The sequence below is a fragment of the Mesomycoplasma dispar genome, from assembly GCF_000941075.1.
Lineage (GTDB): Bacteria > Bacillota_I > Bacilli_A > Mycoplasmatales > Metamycoplasmataceae > Mesomycoplasma > Mesomycoplasma dispar.
The window spans coordinates 177,722-197,928 of record NZ_CP007229.1 but is presented as its reverse complement, the minus strand read 5'-3'; the positions used below and the strand labels follow the sequence as shown (position 1 = coordinate 197,928).

The window sequence follows — 20,207 nt, the reverse complement described above, 5'->3', positions numbered from 1 at the left end:
TGGATTTAAAAGGGTTAATTTATTTTTGTTTTTGATTTGATTTTCTAAAAAATTTAAAATTTGATAGATTTTAAGGAAAATAGAATCTTAAAAGTGTACTTTTATAGGATTTTTTAGATTCTTTAACAGAAACAGTTAAAAGATTATTAGAAATTTGCATTAATTTGAGATTTGATTGACCTATTCATACTCCGGCGGCAAGACCAATACTAAAAAATATAATACTAGCTATCATTGAATATGTAATATCAGGAATAACAGATAAATTATTATCTCTTGTTATAGCAACTGAATATGTTGTTGTAAACATAAAATAGTAAAATAAAGTAAGGCATCCAATTCAAATAGCGACTAAAAATGATTCAACAATGTAATATCTTAAATGAATTTTGTATAAAAATTTTTGTTTTTCTTCATAGTCGAGATCTTGTTCATTAAATTTGGAAGCAGTTAAAGGTATTTGACTTCTTAACCAAATACCATAAGTTAAAATACTTCTTGTTCTTGTAACTTGAGGTACATTTTTTTCAATTCTTAAAAGTTGAGGATACTTTTCTTTAAGTTCTTCATTTGATAAATTCAAGACCTCTTTTTTGTATTTGGAAATAAATCAAATGTATCTTGAAGAGTTAAGAAAAACAAGCAAAAAAATAGAACCAAAAACAAATATTCTTAAAATAAGTATATGTTCAGGGAATAATAATTGAAAAGATGTGCTTAATACAAAAATAAAAAATAGAAAAAAAGTTGCGATAACATAAAGTGGTTTAAAAAATAATAACTTATAAAATAGTAGAATTGATTTCATTTTAACAAATATTTTTTTAAATTAGGAATAAATTTCAAATATGTTAGTAAAAACTAAAAATTAGAATTTGACATTTTATATTTTTGGTAAAAAAAATCTTGCAACCGTTCCTTTATAATCATTATACACAAGTTCAACTGGGTTTTTTATGAGTTGAACTGATATTTTATTCAAAAATCTACGGGTTAGAACAATGATTATTTGACTTATTACAAAAATTCCAAGATAAATAGAAAATCAAAACAATTTAAGTTGGAAAATTTCAATAATTATCGTTAGTATTAGTAAAGAAATCAACGTTATAAATATAAAAACTGCATGCAGCACAAAGGTTTTATAATGAACTTTGAATAAAAAATCTCTTTTTTCACTTTTGAATTCAATTCTATCAAGGTTATTTTCCATATCAAAAATAGCCTTCTCAGATAATAGCAAAAAAAATATTGATTTATCTAACGACTTACTCAATAATCACTTATATTTTTCTTCAAATTGCTGGTTAGTTAAACTTGTTGCTTCTTTTTTATACTTTTTTATAAATCTTATGTATTTTATTAAAAAGTATAAAAGAAATATAAAAATTATTGATATTGAAGTATAAGTAATAATTTTTTTTCATTTATTTAATAATGAAACATCTCATATTGTATAATTTAGTTCATAAACAGAAATAGTAATAGAAAATGCGGAGAGAAGAAATAAAAAAAATACTGACATTAAATATACTCTTGCAAAGAAAGGTTTATTAAAATGCAAGTTAAAAAAAAGTGTCACGGCTTTCATAAAATAAAATTAGTACCCTCTTTCGAGTATTTCCTCGACATCAAAATCATCAAAGTTTATTATATTACCTGATAATTTATTTATATTAGTTATAATTTTTTTGATTTTTTCTTTGAATCCTTCTTCTAAATCACTGTTGTTAGAAGTCTTAATTGACCGAAAAATAGTTTTTAAACTATCAAGTTCTCGTGTTATTTTTTCAGCATTATTTCAATAATGTGGAGATTTGAACGCAACCGATCCTATTGATAAACCCAATTGAGTTCCTGTTGCTATCCCTCCAAAAATTGCTATTAATAATCCGATAGGGCCAGTTGGAATGGCTCCAATAAGTCCGAGAACTGTAACACCTGTCGCTGCTCCTCCAATACCAAGTGCGGTGCTATCACTTCTTGCTTGTCTAGATTCTGATTTATTATCATCAATAGTTCTTTGAATTCGGTCAATTCAATCCTCAATTGTTAATCTTTGATATTCAGTGAACAAACTTCTTTTTCCTCTTCTACGAGAGTTTTTACTTTTTTGTTCTTGAAATTTTTTGTAGATTTCGCTATTTGCTCGAAGTTTTTGAGAAGTGGCGTTTTTTTGATCTTGATTGTCAAAGACTCTAGCTCTAAAAATATAGTTAAATTGTTTATAAGTAAATGAATCTAGTGAATCTAATGAATTCCCAAACTCTTTTATTAATAAATTTTTTGTTTCTTCGTCTTGAATTTTATCTAAAATGTTAGATTCAACTTTAGAAATAAAATTTTTAAGTTTGACTTCAGGGTTCTCCTAAAGTTGTGCAATAACAACATTACCCAAACTTAAAAGATTAATAAGTTCTAAATTTTTCATTTTTATTACCTCCAGTAGTTATAATTATATTCATAATTATACGATAATTATTTTAAGTTTTTTTGTTTTTTTTTTTTTTTTTGTGAATAAATTTCAAAAAAAAAAAAAAAATGTGTTTTCTAGAAGGTAAAAAAATGAAAACTAACTTAGATAATATTAAAATAGTTCAAAATAAAGATGATAATTTAGTCAAAGTTGTGCAAGGAAGTTTTGTTCTTAATTCTTACGTCTATTAAGAAGAAAACCTAACGATTTAGATTTGATAATTTTTTCTAAAAACATAAGAAGCTTAAGGTTTTTAAATCAAAAATTGAAGATTGAATTCAATGAAAACAAAAATTTAGATCTGAAATTAAGTACACCATTTTTTCAAAAACTCGAATTTAAAAATTTAGATATAAGTGTCGAAATAATTTTGGCAAAATTTTTAAAATCCAATATTTATAAAAAAATTAGAAAAAACCTTTATTTTGTAAAACCTGAATATGCTATTTTGGTTAAAATATTTCAAGTTTCCGTGGTTTTGTCCAATAATTTTTTAGGTTCAGATAATCTAAATTTTCAAAAAATCATCGTAACTTTAGAAGATGTAAAAATTCTTTTAAAAAATAAATTACTATTTCAGAATACTAAAAAATTTATTAAGAAAAATTTGCTAAATATTATTATTAATAGTTTTATTTTCGATTTTTTTCTAAAAAATAATGTCGAACTAATCTGATTTTCTAAAAATGAATACAAATTTGAATTGGTAAATTCATTAGAAGGTAATAAATTTTTGTCTAGAAAAATAAAATCGCTTTTCTGCTTAAACAAATATTCTAGGAATTTATTCAACAATTTGACGACTATAAACGATTATATTTTGAAAAGTAAGTATAATATCATTAACAAAATTAACTCGCTAAATGGGTCTAAAAATGTATTATCATCAAATGAAATCTACTTGAAAAATGTCAATTTTTTCTTTGATAATTTCCAGATGATAAATAGACAAAATATAATTTTTAATGCAAAAATTTCCCCAAATTGAAATACAGAAACTATTGAAATTAGCAAAAAATTTCCCTTTATAAAAATTTTAAAAATTGTATCACTAAAATACAAAATTAATGAAAATTTAGATAACTATGAAATTTTAATTTATTCTAACGAAAATCAAGAATTTTTACTTAACACTTTATATAAAATAGTTGTACTGTTAACCTTTATCTAAACAAAAGATTGCCTAATTTATAGTACTTTTTTAAATTAAACAAGATTGACAAGTTTCATAATTTTCGGAATTTTCAAGTACATCTTGGCGAATTCGTACGTAGTAAATCGATTTACATCCTTTTTTAAAAGCATAAATATAAGCACGATTTAGATCTCTTGTTGTCGCTTTGTCGGTCATAAATAAAGTCATCGAAATTGCTTGATCAACATGTTTTTGAGCTTCAGCGACGATGTTAATAATTGGAATAGGCCCTAATTCATAAGCACCATTTTCATAAAATTCGTATGTTTTATGACTTAACTTGTAAGAAGGGACATAAATTCTTCCTAATTTTCCTTCTTTTCTTACTTCAACTGGAGCAACAACTGGTTGAAGTGAAGGGGTGCAAGAAGTAAGATAAGAAATTGAACCTGTTGGGGCAACAGCCATTAGATGTGAATTTGCAATTCCAGTTTTTTTAATTTGACTTACAAGTTCAATTCAGTCTTGTTGAGTTGGAATGCTAACTTGATATTTTCTAAAAAGTTCTTTAATTTTCGATGTTTTTGGGGTAAAAGTATCATTTTCTACTTTTGTGTATTTATCAAAATACTCACCAGTTGCAAATTTGGTTTTTTCAAATCCAGAAAAAACACCATAATCAAGGGCAAGTTTTGCTGATGCTTTGAATGCAGAAAAAGCAAGCGTGTAGAAAAAAATGTTAGTAAAATCTAGCGCTTCTTCAGAGTCATACATTATTTGATTTTTTGCTAAAAAACCGTGTAAATTCATTGCTCCTAAGCCAATTGCGTGGTTTAAATTATTACCTTTTTCAATTGAAGGGGCAACTGAAAGATCAGAATTTCGCGAAACTACATCAAGGGAAACAACGGCATAATAAACCATTTCTTGAAAATTCTGCCCTGATTCCATTGCTTTGTCAATATTTAGCGAACCTAAATTGCAACAAATATCTTGTCCTGTTTCATTAAAACTAAGGTCAGGGAAATAAGAACTTGGAGTTGAAGGTTGAGTGATTTCGCTACATAAATTTGACATTACAACACGGTCTGGATGTGCGTTTTCTTTATTTACAGTATCTTCGAATAAAATGTAAGGATAACCGCTTTCAAAATGTAATTCGGCAATAATTTTAAATAGTTTTCTCGCTGAAATAAAGGTTTTTTTAATTTTTGGATTAGCAAGCATTTCATAGTATTTTTCAGTAATTGAAATGTCACTAAAGGCTTTCTGGTAGACTTTTTCAACATCATAGACTGAAAAAAGTGCCATTTCTTCGTTATTTTTTGCTAATTCAAAAGTAATATTCGGAATTACTACTCCAAGTGAGAGTGATTTTATCCTTATTTTTTCATCGGCATTTTCCCTTTTTGTATCTAAAAATGCAAGAATATCAGGATGATGAACGTTTAAATAAACAGCGCCTGCGCCTTGGCGTTGCCCTAATTGGTTTGCATATGAAAATGAATCTTCGAGAATTTTCATCACTGGGATAACACCAGTTGCCTGATTTTGAATGTCTTTAATTGGCGCTCCTTGTTCGCGCAAATTTGTTAAAAGAACACTTACTCCACCGCCACGTTTGGAAAGTTGCAAAGATGTCGTAATTGCACGCGAAATTGATTCCATATTATCTTCGACACGAATTAAATAGCAAGAAACAAATTCTCCTCTTTTTAATTTTCCTGCATTTAAAAATGTCGGCGTTGCTGGTTGGAATCTTCCTAGCATAATTTGTTCAAGAATTTTTTCAGCTTTTTGGTAATTTCCTTTACCTAAAAACAAACTATTTAGTAAAACACGGTCGGGAAAATGTTCAAAATAAGTTGAATTATCGTTAGATTTAAGTCCATAAGTTGAATAAAATTTAAAAGCACCCATAAAAGATGAAAAAAAATGGTTAAAACTTCAAGCTTTTTCGTTTAATTTTTCAAGTTCTTCAAATGAATATTGGCTAATAACTTTTGGATCATAATAGTTTTGACTAATTAAAAAGTCAATTCTTTCTTTAAATGAATTAAAAATTTTAAATTTAGGACTAATTTCTTCTTCGATATATTTTTTCGCTGCTAAAAGGTCGAATTTATAGGAATCAGGATGTTTTGCAAAAAGTTTCGCATTTGCATTTAAACTAATATAACTTTCTGGTTGACTTGAACTAAAAGTTAATTTTGAATCATTTTTATTCATTTAACTTCCTCAAAAATTTTTTAATATTTCTCTAACTTTAATAACATCTTCATTTGTTCCTAATAATTCAAAACTATATAAAAACGGAACATTTAATTTTTTTGATATAATCGAACCAGCAAGCGCGTAAGTATCGCCAAAATTAGTGTTCCCAGATGCAATTACCGCCTTGCAAAAACTACGGTTTTGTTCATTGTTTAAAAATTTTATCACTTGTTTAGGGACAGCGCCACTAGTTAAACCGTTTCCACCACTATAAGTTGGACAAAAAAGTACATAATCGTTATTCACCGTTAAATTCTCATCAATTTCAACAGGAATTCGTGCTTTTTTGAAGTTTAACTTTTCAACAAAACGGTGAGTGTTATTGGAAATTGAAGAGAAATAAACAACAAAAATTTCTCCTTTTGGTTTTAAAACAACGGTTGATTTATCGTTTTTTTCATCATTTACCATTTAAAACTCCCAGTCTTCATCTTCTGTTTCTTCGGCGAGAGCCATAACGTAAGAAGAACCATTTCCTGAAAAAAAGTCGTGATTTTCGTCAGCTCTTGCAGATAATTGGCTGAAAATTTCAGGTTCAATTTCAGTTTCTTCTTTGGAAAAAGGCGAATCATAACCAAGGTTTTGCAAAAATTTTCCAGCATTATAAACACTAAATTTTATTGCTGATTCAGCAAGCCCAACTTCGGAATATAAATCATAAAGGTAATCTTTTTCAAGTTCGATTAGTTCGTAAAGCAAATCAAAGACGAACTTTTTAATTTCTTCTTGTTTTTCAGGGCTTAATTTTTCGACTTTTTTTTGAAATTTATAACCTGAATAATAATTATGAATAACTTTATCACGTAAAATTAGACGAATAATATCCGATGTATTCGGAAGTTTTGAGCGCGCCGCAAGGTAAAAAGGGAGATAAAAGCCGCCATAAAGTAAAAAACCTGGCATTAGTGCAGCGGCTACTTTTGATTTTAAAGGATCTGAACCAACATAAAAAGGGATAAGAATTCTTGCTCTTTTTTGTAATTTTTCATTATTTATTACTCAATTATGTGCTTCTTCAATTTCTTCGCTTGAACAAAGTGTTGAAAAAATCGATCCATAAGAACGAGCATGAACCCCAACCATAAATGCAAAATTTGTATAAATTACTTGCTCATGATCAGTTAACGAGTGATTTATTTGGGCAACATCGCCGATTGTCGCCTGAATTGTATCAAGTAAAGTTAGACCAGTGAAAGTTCTTGTAATAACTTGTTTTCAAATCGGTGATAAAGTTCTTCAAGATTCAAGGTCATTTGATAGTGGAATTTTTTCGGGAATTCAAAAATTTTGCACAACTCTAGTTCAAACTTCAAGATCTTTAGGATCGTTAATGATGTTTCAATTTACAGATCTCATTTTTCCAGAAAAATTATTAAGAGCATATTCGAGTGGCGAAACTGATTGGTTATAGTAGTCGTTTTTTACTTTTAATTTAGTATTTTCGTCTATCTTATTCATAACTATTTTCTCTTGGTAATTATTTTATAATTTATAATAAAGTCACACATCCAAATTATTATAAAATGTGTACACAGGTATAATAATTTTAATGGGATTTAATTTTACCAAAAAGTAAAAATCTTTCTTTAATTTTTTTAATTTCTGAAAAATTAAAAAAATTAAAGAAACTCTCCTTTTTAAAAAAGTCTATGAATTTATAGATTTTTTTAAAAAAATTACTAAAAATTAGTTAGTTGATAATTGGAATTTTAGTATAAATTTTTTCTATTTTTTGAAATAAAGTTTATTTATTTTTAAAAAGTATTAAAAACAAAATCATTGCTGAAACTATCAGAAAATCGGCGCTTTTTTCTAAAAAAAATTTATAGAATTTTTCATAAATTTTCTCAATTTTATGGTAATATTTTATTAGTTTTAAATTGGAGATTGAATATGTTAAAAATGAGATCGAGGAACATCTTAGCGAGAAATATCATAAGAAAATCGAGGAACATCGTAAATTGAATTAAAGTAAAAATAATAAGTTGGTTGTGGATTTCTGTTATAAAAATTAATGAATTTATCGTTTTGATGTTAAAAGTATTGCAAACATTTATTTTTGATTAATTTTTTAAAAATTAAATAAAACAGGTAGTTTTATTCTAAAAAAGGGTAAAACTACCTGTTTTATTTTTTAAACAATTTTTGTTATTTTTTACTAAAAAAAATTTAAGTGAAAAATTATTTAATTCTATCTTTTAGTCAACAAAAATTGAAAAAATCTTATAAATTATGGTATAATTTTTAAATTACTATATGCTCTTATATTAATAAAAGGAATCAAGATGTTTGAGGAGAAAGATAAAAAAGACAAAGACAACGAAAATTTTGACGATATTGAAACTGATATTGGTTCAAATCTTGATACCAACAATGATGAAATAGATGAAGATAATAAAGTTTATGAAATTAAACCTACAATTTTAGAAACAATAACTGATAATATTTCACCAATTAAAATCGAGGACGAAATGAAGGTTTCGTTTCTTGATTATTCAATGTCCGTTATCGTTTCGCGTGCTCTCCCTGATGTTCGCGATGGTTTGAAACCGGTTCACCGTCGAATTTTATACACAATGGCTGAATTGGGAATTACATCTGGAACAAGTTATAAAAAATCTGCTAGAATTGTCGGTGATGTTCTAGGGAAATACCACCCACACGGTGATGCTTCCGTTTATGAATCAATGGTGCGAATGGCGCAACCTTTTTCGTTACGTTATCCTTTAGTCGACGGTCATGGAAATTTTGGATCAATTGATGGCGATGAAGCCGCGGCAATGCGTTACACTGAAGCACGACTTTCAAAAATTTCCAATAAAATGATTGAAGGCCTTAAAAAAAACACCGTTAATTTTCGCCCTAATTATGATGCTAGTGAAGTTGAACCTGAAGTTTTACCTGCAAAATTTCCTAATTTATTAGTTTCGGGAGTTTCTGGAATTGCTGTGGGAATGATGACAAAAATTCCACCGCATAATTTAGCAGAAATTATCAATTCCTTCATTATTTTTGCAAAAAATCCAGAAATTGATATTAATGATTTAATCGCTACTCTTCCTGGTCCCGATTTTCCAACAGGGGCGACAATTTATGGTAAAAAAGGAATAAATCAAGCATATTTAACAGGAAAAGGTTCTTTTTTAATTAGGGCAAAAGCAAAAATTGAATATCTTAATTCTGGCAGATCACGAATTGTTTTCTATGAAATTCCCTACGAAGTAAAAAAACCATCAATTATTGAAAAAGTTGCCTTTTTAGTTAGAAATAAAAAAATTTTAGGGATTAAAGATGTTCGCGATGAAAGCACACGTCACGGAATTCGTGTGGTTTTTGATGTAAAAAAAGGATTTAGTCCCGAAATTCTCCTTAATAAACTTTATCATAGCACTGATTTGCAAGTAAGTTATTCTGTAAATATGTTAGCACTTGTCAAAGGTGTGCCAAAATTAATGAATTTAGTGCAAATTTTTTCACATTATCTTGAACACCAAAAGGAAATCAATCTTCGTTCGCTAAATTTTGATCTTGAAAAAGCATCGGAAAAGTTAAATGTTTTACTTGGAATTAAAGTTGCAATTGAAAATATTGACAAAGTAATTGAAATAATAAAATCGTCAAAATCTGATCAAATTGCCCAGGAAAAATTAGCAAATACTTTCAATTTAAATCCAGGTCAGACAAAAGCGATAATCGATATGCGACTCGGGCGACTAACTTCGCTTGCAATCGAAAAATTAATCACTGAAGTTGATGAGTTAAAAATCGAAATTAGCGAAATTAAGTCAATAATTGAATCACCAAAAAAATTAATCGAATTAATAATTAATCAGCACAAAAGTGTTGCTGAACAATTTGGTGATCAAAGACGTTCTGTAATTGTTCCAGAAATCAACCATCTCGATGAAGAAGATTTGATTACTGATGAAGTCGTAATTATTTCGTTAACACAAAATAATTACGTAAAAAGAATTAATTTAGACGAATATCGTCTGCAAAACCGCGGAGGTTTTGGTGCTTCAACTTCAAGTCTTTACAAAGATGATGAACTAAAATCACTATGTATTACGAACACTCTCAGCGATCTTTTAATAATTTCTTCAAATGCAAAAATTTTTAAATTGCGTTCACACCAAATTCCTGACAGTTCGAAGCAAGGAAAAGGGATTCCGTTTTTAAATCTTTTAAGATTGCAAAAAGATGAAAATATTTCCAATTTGATTGCCTGAAATCAAGAATACAAAAATCATTGACTAATTACAGTTTCTGCTTTTGGAAATATTAAAAAAACGGAACTTTCAGCATTTCGAAACATTCCGAAAAATGGGAAAATTGCCCTGAAAATGGTCGAAAATGACTATTTGGTTTCAGCATTTATCGTTCCTGATGATCCAAATATTGACATAATAATTGCTTCATCACAAGGACTTGTGAACCGTTGACCAATTAAATTATTACGTAATAGCGGACGCGCTTCCATCGGAGTCAAAGCGATTAATTTAGAAAAAGGACATAAAATAATTGGTGCTTGTTTCACTCACGGAAATGATTTTGTATTTAGTTTAAGTAAAAATGGTTTTGGTAAAAAAACACCAGTTGAGGAATACCGAGTTACAGGTCGAGCGACAAAAGGGCTTATGAGCATTGATTCTTCAAAAGCTGGCGATCTCATTTTTGTCTCAACTATAAAGGAAGGTCAGGAAGCGATAATTATTACCAAAAGAGGTTTTGCAATTCGAATTGATCTTGACACAGCCCCAGTAATTAGTCGTAAAACTAAAGGTGTAAAACTTATCAAACTCAAAGAAGGTGATGAAATCACATCAGTTAGTTTGATTAAAAAAACTGTTAATGATAGTCAGACTAATGAAAGCGAAAGTTAAAAAACCCTATGTTTTCAGACTCGGACACGAAAATTAGACAAATTTAAAAAGATAAACTTCTCCAAACTTGTTCTGGTGTTTTTCAGTTTAAATTAGATTGTATACGTTTTTGATTATAAAAATTTAGATAATTTTTTATTTGTTCTTTTAAGTCAACAAAAGTTAGTTTTTTAATATTTATCTGACTTAGACATTCTGATTTTAAATTCAAAAAGAAATATTCGACTTCACGATTATCAACTGAATTGTAGATTTTCGACATTGAAATTATCGCATTATTTTCCTTTGCCATTTGTTTGTATAAATTTGATGAGTATTGATATCCGTGATCAGAATGTAAGTATCATTTTTCTTTAAATTTTATTTTGCTTAAATGCGAATATACAAGTTCAACTCATTAGAAGTGGATAAATTTCAGTTAATAATTTTTTTGCTTTTATGATGAATCGCGATTGATAAGTAAACATTATTATCAAGAATATCTTTTGGTGATTTAATATAAGTTAGACCTGTTGCAACGATATTTGCGTTCACACCATTGAAATATCTTTTGACAAAATCTTGACTTTTTACAAAAACATCCTTTATTTCCCGACGTTTTTTTGCTTGTCTTGTTTTACCACTCAGTCCGTTTCGGCTCAAAATTCTTCCAAGCGTTCTTTCATTTAAAGTAATTCCGTGCTTAATTTCAAGCGTTTTTTTGCACTTTTTGTCAGCCGCATTTTGCTTCTAATTCATAAAAAATTTCAATAATTTTGTCTTCAAAAGGATTTTTGTATACTGTTTTTTCTTTCTTTTTCAGTCAAATTTTTGAATTCTTTGAATTTTTTGAACCATTTTTCCCATTCCAAGACTTAAATGCCCTGTAATTTTTATCCTTTTTAATTGAAAATTTTTTAATCAAATTTTAGATTAATTTCTGCGCCAGACTTTAAATTTATAGAAATTTTTTCAAATCAGAAGATAAAAATTACTTAAAATCTGATCAAAATTTTTGGTTTTTAAACTGAATTTTTCTAATTTAAATCTTCATTTCAACTAGTCTAATATAAGATTTTTGCATTTTTAAAATCAGAACAATTTTAAAATATCTTACTTAATCAGTCAACTAATGATAAAATTTATTAAGATTTATTTTTAAAATTAATTTTAAAAGTTATACTAGAATATTTTAAATTAGTGAAGGCGAAAATATGTCTGATTGGAAGATTAGAAAAGTTGGTGAAATTGGTCGGATTATTACTGGAAAAACACCAAAAACATCAAATAATTCATATTATAACGGTAATATTCCTTTTTTAACACCTTCAGATGATATGTCCGTAAAATACGTTAGAAAAACAAAAAAATACATTACAGAAAAAGGTAAAATATCCGTTAAAAACTCAGTGATACCACCAAATGCAATTTGTGTAAGTTGTATCGCTTCTGTAGGAAAAGTTGTAATAACAACAGAAGAAACAGTTACTAATCAGCAAATAAATTCGCTTATTCCTAGCTCAAAATATGATGTGGATTTTATTTATTATGCAATGGTAGAATTAGGAAAAACTCTTAACTTTCATAGTAAAAATTCCACAGTTGTTCCCATTATAAACAAAAGTAGATTTTCTGAATATGAATTATTATGCCCACCGTTAGGTATTCAAAAAAAAATCGGAATGATGCTTTCAATTTTAGATAAAAAAATTGAATTAAATACTAAAATAAACGATAATTTAGTTTTCTAATTAATTTCTACTTGCCCATTCATTAAAAGCGGGAGGAGGAAATTGCGAAGATTAGTTAGTTCTCGCGTTTTGTCATTATTTTGCAAAATATTTAATCGTATTTTGTTTACTAATTTTTCATATTTTAAAACAATTTTTTCATTTGGAATTACAACGTTCAATATTCTTAAGTTAGATTCATTTAGAGATGCTCTGGTTGATGCTAAACACGAATTATGCAAAAAATTATATACACCTTCGCTACTCAAAAAAGATCTAATATATTCTTTATAATTCTTATTTTTAACACTTATTTTTCCTAATGCAACATTGAATGTGCCTTCAATTCCATAACGAGTTACTCCAGCATCACCATATTTATCTATAAGAATATCTAAACGATCAACAATACTTAAGTTTTTGGTCAGTGGTACATACGTTATATAGTTATCGCTATCGTAGTCTCTATTTTGAATAAATCTTATATAACCTTCTCTCGATTCGTATATAAAATCCTTTTTTGGTGGTTGGCTATTACTTTCTCAATTTACTAATTCAAGCAATGGTTTTATTTTTCAACCCTCTGGAATTTCACACTTTAATTGTTCATTTCACACCATTTTTCCACCTGATGAACGATATGGCTGTCCATTTTCATTCGGAAAATCAAATTGATTAAATCAATAATCATAAAATAATTTTGCTTGCTTTTCTAAATTATCGTTTATTTAAATAAATCTAGTTTTTACATGGCTTAAAATCTAGATTTCAACCTTCATTGTGTTATTCTTTAATTTGGAGGGTAAAATAATGAAGAAAAAAATTATCAAAAATATATTACAAAAAATGCAAAGTTGTTTGAATAATCAACAAATTCATAAACTTGAAAATGTTCTTGATAATGAGTTTGTAAAAATTTTTGAAAATAAAGAAGAAAATTATTCTAATCAAGAATTAATAAATTTGTTTATTGATTCAAAAAAACTTGAAGGTTGTTCCGAAAATACAGTTAAATATTATATTTCCACTATTAATTCAATGTTTAACGGGATAAACAAAAACGCAAACGAAATTGAGACTAGTGATTTGAGACAATATTTGACAAATTATCAGCAAATTAACAATTCAGGCAAAGTCACAATCGACAATATTCGAAGAATTTTATCGAGTTTTTTCTCTTGACTCGAAGATGAAAATCATATAATTAAAAGTCCAGCGCGGAGAATAAAAAAAGTTAAATCACCAATTACAATAAAAGAAACATATTCTGATGAAGAATTGGAAATTATGCGTGATAATGTTGAAAATTCTAGAGATTTAGCATTAATTGACATACTTGCATCGACTGGAATGAGAGTTGGTGAACTTGTTAAACTAAACATTGAAGATATAGATTTTAACGAGAGAGAATGTATTGTAATCGGAAAAGGAAACAAGGAACGAATAGTTTATTTCGATGCAAGAACAAAAATACACTTAAAAAATTACTTAAATTCCAGAATTGATCATAATAAAGCACTTTTTGTCTCATTAAAATGACCTTATAATAGAATTGGAATTAACGGGATAGAATCTAGATTAAGAAAAATTGGCGAAAAATTAAACATTAAAAAAGTCCATCCGCATAAATTCAGACGAACTTTAGCAACAATCGCAATTGACAAAGGAATGCCAATCGAACAAGTTCAACGACTTTTAGGACACGAAAAGGTCGATACTACTTTAAAATATGCAATGGTCAAGCAAACCAATGTAAAAACTGCACATAAAAAATATATCGGATAAAGAGGAAAAACAAATAACAAATAAACGATAATTTAGTTTTCTAATTAATTTCTACTTGCCCGTTCATTAAAAGTGGCAAAAGAAAATCGCGAATTCCAATTAAGTTCAAGGTTTCTTTTGTATTTTTGGAAATTAAATCAAACATAGGTTGAATTACTTTGTTAAAAAATAACAACTCACTATTTGTTGGTATATAAATTTCTTTCTGTTTTAATAATTCTTTTTGCAAATGCTTTAGACTAGTACCTTTGAAATATTTTTTACCTAACTCTTCTTTTATAGTTAGTAATAAAAGATAAAGATAATCTGCCATATTATTATTTGCGGAAATGCATCATGCATCGGTAGAATAAGCTGATTTCCCAACATAAAATTTTACGTCAGCATTCCCGCCAGTATTAAGAAAACAATATCTTCCATCAACAAAATACTTATCTCATGATAAAATTGACGAACCGCTTGTAAAAAAAGGATATTTGCCATTGCAGGTTTTTGCTTGACCAACCAAAATTTTTGATTTTTCAGCTTCAAAAATTACATTTTTTATCTTGCCATTTGCAGTTTTTTTAAAAAAATAATGCATATATTTTTTACGAGCAAAAGATAATAAATTATCGTTTATTTGTTGGTTCATTGTTATTTTGCTTTCAATTTTTCACAAAAGATTTGTGATATTATCTAGTCCTTTTTCTGGAATTATTAGTTCCATATTGTTTATATCATCTTTAGTGACAGAAGAAAAAGTGCTTCCATTTGCTTTTTTAATAAAATTTTTAATATTATTTTTTATTACAAAATAAAGACTTTTATTATCAATTTTTATCCCGCTAATAACTCCTAAACCACGACCTATACAAATATTCTTGTTAGAAATGTTTAAATCACCAACTTGTGCTCTCACACTGATTAAAATATCTCCAGGTTTTGCAATTTTAATAATTTTTGAAGTATAATTATTAATTTGAGGAAAAAGTCTTCCAAAAGACTTATTACCCTGCATAAATGGAGTTAGACTAGAATCTCTAGAAAAATATTTTGATTCTGGTGATTGTCCTGCAATAAAGCGAGCAATTTCACTAAGTTTAACTTTTTTTGTTGTTCCCATACTTTAATTTATCCAATTGCTCCATAATTTCTTTTTCTAATTTTTGACTTTCTTGAAAAAATTCCTGAAGTTGTGTTTTATATTCAGTCATTTTGGTCTCAAATTCAGTAGGACTCATTTCAATATAGTCGATTTTAATATCAAAATACTGCCCAGCTGAAAGCGAATAATTTTTGTCTTTAATTTCATCATAACTAACTGCAACTGAAAAATCATCAACACTTTCTTTGTTGCGAAATGTGTTAATAATTAAATTAATATCTTTTTCTGTCAATCTTCTTTTTTTATTTTTACCATCTTGATAGTCCTCGCCTAATTTTGATGCATCAATTAAGATAACTTTATTATGATTTCGGGCATTATCAAAAAATAGTACTGAAACATTAGTTCCAGTGTTGGCAAAAACATTTGAGGGCATACTTATACAACCACAGACAATTTTGTCATCAACAATTTTTTTAAGAATTTTTGCTTCGATACCTGATTTTGCAGTTATAAACCCAGTCGGAATAACGATTGCACCTTTTCCAGTTTTCTGTTTTAATGAATTTATAACATGTTGGATAAACAAGGTATAAATTGCCATACTTTCCTTTTTCTTTTCAGGAATTTTAGGAACTCCAGCTCAAAATCTTGCTGGCATATCTGCTAGTTTTTCGCGGTTTTCGGCAAAATCCATTTTAAAAGGCGGATTAGAAACAACAAAGTCAAAAGTTCTTAAATCTTTTCTATCATCGGTTCTATGATAAGGCGAAATTAGTGTATCACCCCGAATTGTATATTCCAGTGATTGAACAAGACCGTTTAAAATAAAGTTTAATTTTAACATTTTATTACTTTTTTGTGAAATATCTTGCGTATAAATTGTGCATTTTTCTTCACCAATTTGGTGAGAAAGCGCAATTACAAGTGTTCCCGATCCAGCAGAAGGATCATAAACTTCAACACTGTGATAATCACCATCTTCACCCACTAATAAACGAGCCATAATAGTTGCAATTGATTGTGGTGTGTAATATTCAGCATATTTTCCACCGCCGTTAGTGTTATAATCTTTTATTAAATATTCAAATATAGTCGCGAAAAAATCATAACCCTCACCAAAAACTTCTTCAAATGAAAAATTAACTAATTTATCGATTAATGCTGTAGCAAATGCGGAACGCCGACTTTCATCTTCGATATAAACTGTGAGGGGCTCAAAAAACTGGCTTTTAGAACCTTCGACTGTTTGAGTTACATAAATATCTTCGTTTTTAGTCGCGATACTAACCAATGTAGCATCAAAAATTGATGCAAAATTACCTTTATTTTGTTGATTCCAAAGATTTGCAATTAAATGTTCAGGATCTAATCGTGGAATTGTTGGTCCAAGTTCGTCGAATAAATTATCACGACTCTCTTTTGACATATTAGAATAAGTTTCTTCTCATTTTTCAGCATTATTTAATTCTTTGCTTATTTTTTTAATTTCATAACCAAATTTATCATTTAGAAATTTATATAAAAAAATTTGAGTAATAACTTTATATTCATTGCCATCATTTCCCATACCATAAATTTGGCAGGTTGATTTTAATTCGTCGATTAATTTAATTGTTTTTTCTCTTACTGATAAATTCATTTTTAAAAATCTCCTTTGTTATTTAATTGTTTTAGATATTCCTTTTTAATTAGATCTTTAAGAAATTCTCTTTTAGATTTAGCATCTTTATCACCATTTATCCCTATTCTTTTAAATGCTTTTGATACTTCAGTCATTATAATTATGTCAAAAAAATGTGGTTGATTTAAGATATTCTTGTTATCATAAATTTGTTTATCTAGATTTTCTTTAATGAAATTTAAAAGATCAACTATTTCATATTCGTTTTGAGAAATAATATAATCTTTTCCATCCTTTTCTCTTTCTTGATTCTCCTCTCTTATTGCCTTGTGAATGCGAACAAATTTTGCATCATTATTATATTTTGCTGCTAATTCTTGATTTTTATTTAGGGATATTTTTCCTTCAGTATAAATAGATTTAAAAAGTTGGTATAATTCATAGTATTCTTCCATTGATTCTATTTTTTGACTAAAACCTTTTTTCTCCATACGTTTTATTAATTCAAATATTAATGGAGCAATTTTCGGATCTAAATTACCAAAATCACTGTTTTTGATTAACATCTGTCTTACTAATTTTACTTTTTCCTCAAATTCAGTTTTTGATACAATATCTAGTTCTTCTTCAAAATTTTTATTAAAACTGAATTCAAAATTCAACATTGCCAAGTTGAATATCGGTTTTATCAGATCAGAGGATTCAAATGCTTCTTTTTGGTTAATCATTTTAATTCTTTTCTGCAATTCAATAATAAATTGAGACAAACTGACAATCTGAATTTTTGAAAATTTCTCTTTAAGTTCATCATTACCAAAACTTCTAACAATGTTATAAGCATCTCTTGCATCAATGAGAATTTTTTTAAGTTCTAACAAAGTTCTTTTCTGATTAATTCCAGAAATTTGACTTACAAAATCCTCTAAATTGGTAGTTTTGTATTCAACTAATATATTTTTTGCTTTTCTAACTTTTTCAAGTAATTTATCCTTATCTTCTAAAATATCATTAAAATCAAGATTTATTTCATCATTATTAAAATTTGCAAGTTCATTTAAATATCTTTTATTAGTTTCTTCAAAATTTTTCTTGATATCTGCAAAATCAATAACATAACCATAACGCATATTTCCATAGGGTCTATTAACACGAGTAATTGCTTGTAATAAAGTGTGATCTTGTAGTTTTTGTGCTAAATATAATCGTTTTAATCTTGGGGCATCAAAACCAGTTAATAACATTTTAAAAACAATAAGAACATCAATTCCCATATTTTTTTTAAAGTTATTGATGATTTTTTTTCTTGTTTCTTTATCGCCAGCATTATGCAAAACTAATTCTGCTTTTAGTCTGGTTCCAGCAGAATTCTTTTCATTTAGACTATCTTGAACTTGATCGAAAATTTCGTATATTTTTCGTGCTTGTTCTGCACTTTCACAAACAATCATTGCTCCAAGAGTTTTATCATTTCAAACTTTTCTGAATTCATTTAGATCGGAAATAATGTATTTAGAAAACTCGCTTACATAGGATTTATGTTCGATTATTTCTTTAATTTTAATATCTTTTTCCTCAACCCCAATAAAAATACGATCATATATTTCCATAAGTTTTTGGCGATATGAAACTTCGATATCTTCTCGAATAATTTTTAAAGTATAACCATCATTAACGGACTTGTTATAATAATAAGTATGTATATAATTGCCAAATACTTTTTTAGTTGCTTGCTCTTTATTTAAAAGTGGTGTTCCAGTTAGAGCGATTTTTATTGAATCTTTATCAGCATTAAGCAAATTGGATAAAAAAGTGCCTTCAATTTTATAACCACGGTGAGCTTCGTCGATTATAAAAACCCTTTGCAAATTAATTCCGTATTTAAGCGAGATTTTGGTTTTATCATTCTTATCAAATTTTTGGATATTAGCAACTGTAATTTCTAAATTCCCACCATTCCCTTCTTTTGATTGGTTTTTTCGAAATTGCTCCGTAAATTCTGCTCTATTTCTGGCGACCTTAACTGATAAACCTCTATCTTCAAATTCTTGTTTTGCTTGTTCTAATAAATCAATTCTATCAACAATGAAGTAAAATTTGGCAACTTGATTTTTACTTGCAAAATAATCGCTTAAATATTTAGTTAAATAATATGAAAGCGCCGTTTTTCCGCTTCCTTGCGAATGCCAAATAATTCCTGATTTTATCCCTTGGGTAATTTTATCTTTAAGTGCAAGTAGGGCAAACATTTGCTGATATCTCATTATGTGTTTTTGCTGAATTTCAATGAGTTTTTCATCTTCTTCTTTTCTTGAATTTACATATGCAATTCCGTATTTTATTAAAAATAAAAGTCTTTCTGGACTGCACATTGAGGTGATTATCCTATTTGTCGGGGTAGTTTTTTCCAAATTTCTTTGATATTCTGGTAAATTATGTAATATTTGTGAGTTAAAATCGGCTAAAATTTTCTTTTCAATTTCAGGATTAATACTTTTATACAAAAAATTATTATAAAAGTAAAACTCATCACCATTAACAGGTTCTTCTCTAAAATAGTTAAAAAAAGATTTATCTTTTGCGGCTGTTGCATAAAAAGCACCTTCAATTGGTGTTATTCCCCCTAAATCTGGATATTCCATATTATTAGAAAATATCATTAGTTGTGTGATGTTAAAAAATCTTCGAAAACTGGAATTTGAATATCTTTTGTCTTCCAACCGTTTACGTTCAGCGATCATACCATCTTCGTTATTTGGTATTTTAACCTCAATAAAAACTAGTGGCAAACCGTTGACAAACAAAGTTATATCTGGTCTGAATTCCTCGTTTCCATTTTTATAGGTAAATTCCGCTGTAAAATGAAAGACATTATTTTCGATATTTTCAAAGTCAATTAATTTTTCACTAACTGAAACTAATCTTTTATAAAAGGCTTTGCCAATGTCATTAAAATTTAGTTCTTGCCTAATTTTTTCTAAAATTTTTTTAACTTCACCCTCAAAGTTAGGATTTAATTTTTTAAACTGATTCTCAAAAATTTCTATTAATATGTTAGTATCAGAATCGTATTTAACATTAGAATCCTTTGAAATTTTGCCCACATACTCATAACCAAGTCTTGTAAGATGAACTAATGCTGGTATTTGGACTCTTGTTGCTTCGTTAAAGCTAAAAAAGTTATGTGGCATTTTATTTTCCTTCATATTATTTTCATTTTATTTATAAAAAATGTCT

The 20,207-nt window shown here is 27.7% G+C and carries 17 protein-coding genes; 4 read left to right on the top strand and 13 right to left on the bottom strand.

Annotated elements, in window-relative coordinates; genetic code table 4:
* Window positions 1–70 precede the first annotated feature (70 nt).
* From MDIS_RS00715 to MDIS_RS04330, 3 genes are all read right to left on the bottom strand, one after another.
* On the bottom strand, window positions 71–583 hold the full coding sequence (locus MDIS_RS00715) for a hypothetical protein (RefSeq protein WP_052506195.1): 513 nt from the start codon (window positions 581–583) through the stop codon (window positions 71–73).
* Between the two features lie 300 nt (window positions 584–883).
* Window positions 884–1,213, bottom strand: a complete 330-nt coding sequence (locus MDIS_RS04155; protein WP_129640133.1) for a hypothetical protein — start codon at window positions 1,211–1,213, stop codon at window positions 884–886.
* A gap of 387 nt (window positions 1,214–1,600) precedes the next feature.
* Entirely contained in the window at window positions 1,601–2,077 is a 477-nt protein-coding gene (locus MDIS_RS04330) for a hypothetical protein (RefSeq protein ID WP_232034183.1), read from the bottom strand.
* 664 nt (window positions 2,078–2,741) lie between these two features.
* On the opposite strand from MDIS_RS04330, the gene MDIS_RS04325 reads away from it, so the two are divergent.
* Entirely contained in the window at window positions 2,742–3,647 is a 906-nt protein-coding gene (locus tag MDIS_RS04325) for a hypothetical protein (protein ID WP_232034182.1), read from the top strand.
* A gap of 30 nt (window positions 3,648–3,677) precedes the next feature.
* Here MDIS_RS04325 and nrdE read toward each other — a convergent pair whose 3' ends face one another.
* The 3 genes from nrdE to nrdF are packed head-to-tail and all read right to left on the bottom strand — an operon-like array spanning window position 3,678 to window position 7,343.
* Window positions 3,678–5,840 (bottom strand): class 1b ribonucleoside-diphosphate reductase subunit alpha, encoded by a 2,163-nt coding sequence (gene nrdE, locus MDIS_RS00695; protein ID WP_044635208.1) that lies wholly within the window; start codon window positions 5,838–5,840, stop codon window positions 3,678–3,680.
* Window positions 5,841–6,296 carry a class Ib ribonucleoside-diphosphate reductase assembly flavoprotein NrdI gene (gene nrdI / locus MDIS_RS00690; protein ID WP_044635207.1) on the bottom strand — a complete coding sequence of 152 codons (456 nt, stop codon included), beginning with the start codon at window positions 6,294–6,296 and terminating at the stop codon, window positions 5,841–5,843. It abuts the gene before it with no gap.
* Window positions 6,297–7,343, bottom strand: coding sequence for a class 1b ribonucleoside-diphosphate reductase subunit beta (nrdF, locus tag MDIS_RS00685; RefSeq protein ID WP_084217519.1), 1,047 nt, complete (start codon window positions 7,341–7,343; stop codon window positions 6,297–6,299). It lies immediately after the preceding gene.
* 827 nt (window positions 7,344–8,170) lie between these two features.
* Between nrdF and gyrA the strand changes: the two genes are divergently transcribed.
* Window positions 8,171–10,768 carry a DNA gyrase subunit A gene (gene gyrA / locus MDIS_RS00680; protein ID WP_044635206.1) on the top strand — a complete coding sequence of 866 codons (2,598 nt, stop codon included), beginning with the start codon at window positions 8,171–8,173 and terminating at the stop codon, window positions 10,766–10,768.
* Window positions 10,769–10,811: 43 nt separating this feature from the next.
* Here the strand turns inward: gyrA and MDIS_RS03930 are convergent, their stop codons facing one another.
* From MDIS_RS03930 to MDIS_RS00670, 3 genes are all read right to left on the bottom strand, one after another.
* Window positions 10,812–11,060 carry an IS3 family transposase gene (locus MDIS_RS03930; protein WP_052506194.1) on the bottom strand — a complete coding sequence of 83 codons (249 nt, stop codon included), beginning with the start codon at window positions 11,058–11,060 and terminating at the stop codon, window positions 10,812–10,814.
* Window positions 11,061–11,137: 77 nt separating this feature from the next.
* Complete coding sequence (locus MDIS_RS03925) at window positions 11,138–11,410, bottom strand: hypothetical protein (protein WP_052506193.1); 273 nt, start codon at window positions 11,408–11,410, stop codon at window positions 11,138–11,140.
* 40 nt (window positions 11,411–11,450) lie between these two features.
* Window positions 11,451–11,672 carry a hypothetical protein gene (locus MDIS_RS00670; protein ID WP_044635205.1) on the bottom strand — a complete coding sequence of 74 codons (222 nt, stop codon included), beginning with the start codon at window positions 11,670–11,672 and terminating at the stop codon, window positions 11,451–11,453.
* A gap of 289 nt (window positions 11,673–11,961) precedes the next feature.
* Between MDIS_RS00670 and MDIS_RS00665 the strand changes: the two genes are divergently transcribed.
* Window positions 11,962–12,498 (top strand): restriction endonuclease subunit S, encoded by a 537-nt coding sequence (locus tag MDIS_RS00665; protein ID WP_044635204.1) that lies wholly within the window; start codon window positions 11,962–11,964, stop codon window positions 12,496–12,498.
* Here MDIS_RS00665 and MDIS_RS00660 read toward each other — a convergent pair.
* A complete protein-coding gene (locus MDIS_RS00660; protein ID WP_197722419.1) occupies window positions 12,495–13,097 on the bottom strand; it encodes a restriction endonuclease subunit S in 603 nt (200 codons plus the stop codon). The genes MDIS_RS00665 and MDIS_RS00660 overlap by 4 nt on opposite strands.
* 190 nt (window positions 13,098–13,287) lie before the next feature.
* On the opposite strand from MDIS_RS00660, the gene xerA reads away from it, so the two are divergent.
* The gene (gene xerA / locus MDIS_RS00655) at window positions 13,288–14,262 is read left to right on the top strand and encodes a site-specific tyrosine recombinase/integron integrase (RefSeq protein ID WP_044635203.1); all 975 of its coding nucleotides are present in this window, start codon (window positions 13,288–13,290) and stop codon (window positions 14,260–14,262) included.
* A 40-nt stretch (window positions 14,263–14,302) separates the two neighbouring features.
* Here the strand turns inward: xerA and MDIS_RS04290 are convergent, their stop codons facing one another.
* The 3 genes from MDIS_RS04290 to MDIS_RS00640 are packed head-to-tail and all read right to left on the bottom strand — an operon-like array spanning window position 14,303 to window position 20,161.
* Window positions 14,303–15,367: a restriction endonuclease subunit S gene (locus MDIS_RS04290; RefSeq protein ID WP_052506191.1), complete on the bottom strand. Its 1,065-nt coding sequence runs from the start codon at window positions 15,365–15,367 to the stop codon at window positions 14,303–14,305.
* Complete coding sequence (locus MDIS_RS00645; RefSeq protein WP_044635202.1) at window positions 15,345–16,991, bottom strand: HsdM family class I SAM-dependent methyltransferase; 1,647 nt, start codon at window positions 16,989–16,991, stop codon at window positions 15,345–15,347. Before MDIS_RS00645 ends, MDIS_RS04290 begins: the two co-directional genes overlap by 23 nt.
* A gap of 2 nt (window positions 16,992–16,993) precedes the next feature.
* Window positions 16,994–20,161, bottom strand: a complete 3,168-nt coding sequence (locus MDIS_RS00640; RefSeq protein WP_044635201.1) for a type I restriction endonuclease subunit R — start codon at window positions 20,159–20,161, stop codon at window positions 16,994–16,996.
* Window positions 20,162–20,207: the final 46 nt, after the last annotated feature.